The sequence below is a fragment of the Nicoliella sp. ESL1120 genome (assembly GCF_058508515.1).
Genome location: NZ_CP196383.1, coordinates 1,096,099 through 1,102,921 on the forward strand (window position 1 = coordinate 1,096,099; position 6,823 = coordinate 1,102,921).

Sequence of the window (6,823 nt, forward strand, 5' to 3'; positions counted from 1 at the left end):
TAATTATAATGGCTTGATCTCAAATGAACGTGCTTCTAACACATCCAAGAAGACTGAGACCGTGTCCAATGCGGTGAATAATGGCACTTCATTTTCGATTGCGGTCGCTCTGATCTGACTTTCGTCGTTTGCGGCCCGCTTCGTATTGTCAACGGTGTTCACTAATACTTGGAGCTGATCATCTTGTAGTTCGGTGATCGCATTGTTCTCAGACTCTTCTAATTTGTCGATCTTGTTGGCAGTCAAACCGTTTTGTTCAAAGAACTTAGCAGTTTGTTCGGTCCCTTGAATTTGGAAACCAAGCGCCTTGAACCGTTTAGCTAGTTCCAATGATTCCTGCTTGTCAGCATCAGCAACGGTAAAGAGAACGTTCCCGTGGTCTGGGACCTTTACTCCAGAAGCCACGAATGCCTTATACAGTGCCTTCGGGAAGGTGGTGTCTGAACCCATTACTTCCCCGGTCGACTTCATTTCAGGTCCTAAGGTACTGTTGACGGCTGGTAACTTGCTAAAGCTAAATACGGGGGCTTTAACGTGGACGGTCTGTGGTTCTGGGACCAAGCCCTCTTCAAGCCCTAATTCTGGCAAGGTTTTGCCAAGCATTACTTGGGTCGCCACTTGCGCCATTGAAATGTGGGTGACCTTAGATAGGAATGGAACGGTTCTAGAGGCCCGTGGGTTAACTTCAATCACGTAGGCCTTGTTGTCATGGATTACAAATTGAATGTTCATTAAGCCGACCGTATTCAAGTCCTTTGCCAACTTGATCGAGTCTTCAATAATTTGTTCCTTGATGTTTGGTTGCATGTTCTGTGGTGGATAAACCCCCATTGAATCACCAGAATGGATTCCGGCTCGTTCAATGTGTTCCAAGATTCCCGGAATGACAACGTTCTTCCCATCTGAAATGACGTCGACTTCTGCTTCTGAACCCACGAGATATGAATCGATCAAGACGGGGTGTTCATTTGACACCTTTACGGCCCGGTTCATGTATTCACGTAATGCGTCGTCTGAGGTAATGATTTCCATTGCCCGCCCACCGAGCACGTATGAAGGCCGAATCAAGATTGGGTAGCCAATTTCGTTGGCAACCTTCACGGCTCCATCAACGGTGGTGGCAGTCGCACCCTTTGGTTGTGGTAATTTTAGCCGATCGATCACTTCACCGAATAATTCCCGATCCTCACCACGGTTAATGTCTTCAACGGTGGTCCCTAGGATCTTGATGCCCCGTTCATGTAGTGGTTCTGCTAAATTAATGGCGGTCTGACCCCCAAATTGAACCACTACCCCTAGTGGCTTTTCGTGGTCAATGACGTTCAAGACGTCTTCAAGCGTCAATGGTTCAAAATATAATTTATCTGAGATCGAGAAGTCAGTCGAAACCGTTTCTGGATTGGAGTTCATAATAATGGCTTCGTAGCCCGCCTTTTGAATTGCTCTAACGCTGTGGACGGTGGCGTAGTCAAATTCCACCCCTTGTCCAATTCTGATTGGCCCAGAACCAATTACTAGAATCGATGGTTTGTCAGTCACGACTGATTCATCTGAATCTTCGTAGGTGCCGTAGTAGTAAGGCGTCTTGGATTCAAATTCACCAGCGACCGTATCGACCATCTTGTAAACTGGTAACACAGCGGTTTGTTTTCTGAGCGCTCTAATTTCATCGCCGGTCTTGCCCCAGATTTTACCGATCACGTCGTCAGTAAACCCGTTTTGCTTGGCAAGCCGAAGGGTCTCTTCATCTTGGTTGTTTTTCAACTGCGTTTCAATTTCAATAATGTGTAAGAACTTGTCCAAGAAGAATTCATTGATCTTAGTGATATCATGAATCTTTTCAAGTGCAACGCCCCTTCTTAACAGTTCGCAAATCACGAATAGCCGGTCATCTTGGGCTGGCACTAATTGATCCAATAAGTCCTGGGTATCAACATTAGCCAAGCGTTGATCAAAGACGTACTTGTCATCGATTTCAAGTGAACGAACGGCCTTTAGGATCGATTCTTCAAAGTTTCGCCCAATCGCCATTACTTCACCGGTCGCCTTCATTTGCGTCCCTAATTTCCGACTGGCAGCGGGGAACTTATCGAATGGCCAACGGGGAATCTTAGTAACTACATAGTCCAAAGCGGGTTCAAATTCAGCTAACGTGGTTCCTGTGATCGGATTCGTGATTTCATCCAAGTGAAGACCAACGGCGATCTTAGCGGCCATCTTGGCAATTGGATAACCAGTTGCCTTAGAAGCCAATGCCGATGAACGCGAAACCCGTGGGTTCACCTCAATAATGTAGTACTTGAAACTATTCGGGTCTAGCGCCATTTGGATGTTGACCCCACCTTCGATCTCAAGGGCGCGAATGATCTTTAAGGCCACATCCCGCATCATTTGGTAATCGCGGTCTGAAAGTGTCTGGGTTGGTGAGACCACCACTGAATCCCCAGTATGAATCCCGACTGGATCGACGTTTTCCATTGAAGCCACGATCAATGCATTATCAGAGGCATCCCGCATCACTTCAAATTCAATTTCCTTGAATCCAGCGATCGATCTTTCAACCAAGACCTGCGTCACTGGTGATAATTCCAATCCGTTGGTAGTGATTTCATTCAATTCGGCATCGTTATAGGCAAAACCACCACCGGTCCCACCAAGCGTGTAGGCAGGTCTAATCACAACTGGATAACCCACTTCGGCCACAAATGCTTGGGCTTCCTCTAAGGTCGTTGCGATCCGTGATTCTGGGACTGGTTCGTGCAAGCGTTCCATTAAGTCCTTGAACAATTCACGATCCTCGGCCTCTTCGATCGCATGCAGCTTAGTCCCCAATAATTCAATGTGGAGTTCTTTTAAGATTCCCGAATCAGCCAGTTGTTTAGCCATGTTCAAACCAGTTTGCCCCCCTAAGGTAGGTAAAATGGCATCTGGCAATTCTTGTCTGATGATCTTGGAAACAAATTCTAACGTGATTGGTTCAACAAAGACCTTATCAGCAATTTCCTTATCGGTCATGATTGTGGCTGGATTGGAGTTGATCAAGATCACCTCATAGCCCTCTTCGCGTAATGAAAGACAGGCTTGTGAACCAGAATAATCGAACTCAGCAGCTTGGCCGATCACGATGGGACCGGATCCGATAACAAGAATTTTATGAATATCAGTTCGCTTTGGCATTAGTTTTGACCTCCGTTGTTTTCCTTGATTAGCTTAATGAATTTATCAAACATGTATTCAGAATCATGTGGTCCAGGGCAGGCATCAGGATGAAATTGAACTGAGAATGCCTTGTGGCCCTTTAGTTTGACCCCTTCGACCGTGCCATCATTAATTTCTTCATGGGTAATGATCAAATCGGTATCTTTTAGTGATTCGCGATCAACGGCATACCCGTGGTTTTGGGAAGTAAAGTTCCGTCGGGTACACTCAATGTCGCTAACGGCATGGTTGAACCCACGGTGACCAAACTTCATCTTGTAAGTCTTCGCCCCGTTGGCAAGTGAGAATAATTGATGCCCTAAACAGATCCCCATCAATGGGTAGTGTTCTTGTAATTCGCGAATCGTTTCGAGAGCGTATGGGTATTGAGTAGGATCACCAGGCCCGTTCGATAATAAGATCCCAGCTGGATGCGATTCCATAATTTCTTTAACGGGGGTGCTGCCTGGGAACACGATCACGTTGGCATTCCGTTTCGTTAATGCTTTAACGATCGATTCCTTCAATCCAAAGTCGAGCAATGCGATCCGCACGCCATCACTGGGCGCTTGGTAAATGTTCTTAGTAGCGACTTGCCGTGCCTTGGCGATCAATTCAGATTGGTAATCACGTTGAAACATTTGATCGATCTTCTTTTGGTCTAATTCGCTAACGATCACCGCTGGCATCGAACCTTCGTTTCTGATTTCCTTCGCTAATTTCCGCGTATCAACACCCGTCAAGCCAGGTAAGTCTTCTTGTTCAGCATATTGTGCTAGGCTCATTACCGAACGGAAATTACTAGGCCGTCGTGCTAATTCGTGGACGATGATCGCATCGACTGCGGGTTGGAAACTTTCAAAATCATCGCTGTTAATTCCATAGTTACCGATCAATGGGTATGTAAATACCATTGCTTGACCGTAGTAACTGGGATCAGTAATCGTTTCTTGGTAACCAGTCATCCCCGTACTAAAGACAACTTCAGTGAATACATCCTTATTAGATCCGAACCCTTCTCCAGAATATACAGATCCATTTTTCAATACTAAGTAACGCTTCATTGTGATCCTCCTCAAATGTGTGATTAATAAACTTGCTTGCCAGCTACGAATGTTGCAATCGTCTTCCCGTAAACTTGTTCACCAATGAATGGTGAATTTTTGCCCTTCGATAAAAAGTCAGCGGCATCGATTTGGAATGGGTGGTCTAGATCCATGATCGCCAAATCTGCAGCATCCCCGACCCGCAATTGACCGGCATCGGTCAAGTGAAATGCGTTGATCGGATTTTGAACCATCCACTTTAATGCGGTCTGCAAATCAACTAGGCCACTCTTTACAAAGTGAGTGTAAATCAAACTGAATGCAGTTTCAATCCCAACGATGCCAAATGAAGCCGTCTTCATTGAGCCACTTTTTTCTTCAACGCTGTGGGGCGCATGGTCAGTCGCTACCATGTCGATGGTGCCATCCAATAACCCAGCGATCAATGCGGCCCGATCTTTCGGACTACGCAATGGTGGGTTCATCTTCATCATCGGATTGTCCATTTCAATCATTGAATCATCCAACAACAGGTGGTGTGGCGAAACTTCAGCAGTCACGTGCAATCCCTTGGCCTTAGCGATACGTAACAGTTCAACGGACTCTTTCGTTGAAATATGGGCAACGTGATAATGAACACCAGTCGCCTTGGCAAGCACTAAGTCACGGGCTAATTGAGCAGATTCGCTCAAACTACTCATGCCTGGGAGGCCAAGCTTGTCAGCTGCTGGCCCCGCATTCATCACTCCACCATGAATCAAGCTATCATCTTCAACGTGGGCTACGATTGGGCGTTCAACTGACTTGGCTAATCGCATTGCTTGATACATCGTATCGGCAGTTTGCACCCCATGTCCATCATTGGTAAAGGCGATGGCGCCTTGGTCTGCCATATCGCGCATATCAGTTACTTGATCTGCGGTTAAGTCCCCTGAGATCGCAGCGTATTGCTTGATTTTGATCACGCCATCCCGTTGGTTCTTAGTAACCATCTTCGCAAAATCAGCAGGGTTATCAACAACGGGCTTAACGTTCGGCATTGCAAAGACCGTCGTAAATCCACCATGCGCAGAGGCCTTACTACCAGTTTCGATCGTTTCTTTATAGGTCAAACCGGGGTCTCTGAAGTGCACGTGCACATCGACTAAGCCTGGGATGACCTGGTTATTTTGTGCATCAAAGGTTTTATCGACTGCAACATCGATATTAGAATCGATTGCAGCGATCTGACCATCTTCGATCAAAATTGAAACGATTTGGTCATTCAAACGGGCATTCTTAATTAAGGTTTTCATCAATTAATCCTCCAATAATCCACGTTGGTCCAAAATAGTAGCTAGAATTGCCATGCGTGCGAACACCCCGTTATGCATCTGGGTAAAGATTCGCGACTGGGGAGCTTCTACTAATGAAGAAGCAATTTCGACCCCTCGATTAACGGGAGCGGGATGCATAATGATGGCACTATCCTTCATCAAATGCGCCCGTTCCTCGGACAGGCCATAGGTGTGATAGTAATCACTAGGGGTGAATGATGCGACCGCATTTTCATTCAAGCGTTCCAATTGCACCCGTAATAACATGACCACATCTAAATTAGGTAGCATCTCATCCACATCACCACAGTAAGTTCCAAACTGATCAAAGTCTGCTGGATACCATTCCTTAGGCCCACTGAAGAAGACGTTGACGCCCAATCGATTTAAAATTTCGGCATCTGATCTGGCCACTCGTGAATGGGCAAGATCACCTATGATGCCAATGTTCAACCCTGAAAATGAACCGAATTCATCATGAATCGTCATCAAGTCTAGCAACGTTTGCGATGGGTGTTGGCCACTGCCATCCCCTGCATTCACCAATGATAGTCTGATGTTTTCATCATCAACTAATTGTTGATACCAACCGGTTTTGGCATGGCGAACAACGGCGATGTCAATGCCGATTGCTTGTAGGGTCTTAATTGTATCACCCAGCGACTCACCCTTTTTAACCGAACTAGTGGCTGGATTGATACTAATTAATTCGATGCCTAGTTTTTTTTCAGCCATTTGAAATGAACTATGGGTGCGCGTACTATTTTCAAAAAATAAATTAGCAGCATAGACCGGCCTAGTTAGCTGGACCGTTTTTTTACCAGTTTTAAATTGTTCACCCAATTTAATCAAATCATTAATTTGTAAGTTTGATAAATCATTAATGTTTAAGAAATGGTGATCACTTGATACTTGAATCATTATATTTCCTCCTCAAAAAACAAATCAATTCGAAAGCGGTTAGGTAGGTTCAACTACCCTCGCTGGGGTTGCTTAGATGAGTTTGATATCGGTAAAAAATAAAAGGGCTTCCCGATTATGATAATCAGAAAAGCCCTTTGGTTTGGTCTTAAAGTATGTATCCAGTGCTATAGTCCACACCCATACCATCTCAAACCTTGGCGACTCTCTGGTCAACTCTTAAAGGATATCAACTTCATATGTTGTTTGTATTATAGCATTGAATCCAGCATAAGACAATCACAAAATTAAAAAGGGGGCCGATCAAATCGGCACCCCTTTTTAAAATGTTTTAATCAATAA

At 45.2% G+C, this 6,823-nt stretch carries 4 protein-coding genes; all 4 read right to left on the reverse strand.

Annotation, left to right across the window (positions count from 1 at the left end; translation table 11 throughout):
* Positions 1–3 precede the first annotated feature (3 nt).
* The 4 genes from carB to ACSYTE_RS04890 are packed head-to-tail and all read right to left on the reverse strand — an operon-like array spanning position 4 to position 6,481.
* On the reverse strand, positions 4–3,177 hold the full coding sequence (carB, locus tag ACSYTE_RS04875) for a carbamoyl-phosphate synthase large subunit (RefSeq protein ID WP_491716341.1): 3,174 nt from the start codon (positions 3,175–3,177) through the stop codon (positions 4–6).
* A complete protein-coding gene (locus tag ACSYTE_RS04880; protein ID WP_491716342.1) occupies positions 3,177–4,262 on the reverse strand; it encodes a carbamoyl phosphate synthase small subunit in 1,086 nt (361 codons plus the stop codon). Before ACSYTE_RS04880 ends, carB begins: the two co-directional genes overlap by 1 nt.
* A 23-nt stretch (positions 4,263–4,285) precedes the next feature.
* Positions 4,286–5,539 carry a dihydroorotase gene (gene pyrC / locus ACSYTE_RS04885; protein WP_491716343.1) on the reverse strand — a complete coding sequence of 418 codons (1,254 nt, stop codon included), beginning with the start codon at positions 5,537–5,539 and terminating at the stop codon, positions 4,286–4,288.
* Positions 5,540–5,542: 3 nt separating this feature from the next.
* Positions 5,543–6,481: an aspartate carbamoyltransferase catalytic subunit gene (locus ACSYTE_RS04890; protein WP_491716344.1), complete on the reverse strand. Its 939-nt coding sequence runs from the start codon at positions 6,479–6,481 to the stop codon at positions 5,543–5,545.
* Positions 6,482–6,823: the final 342 nt, after the last annotated feature.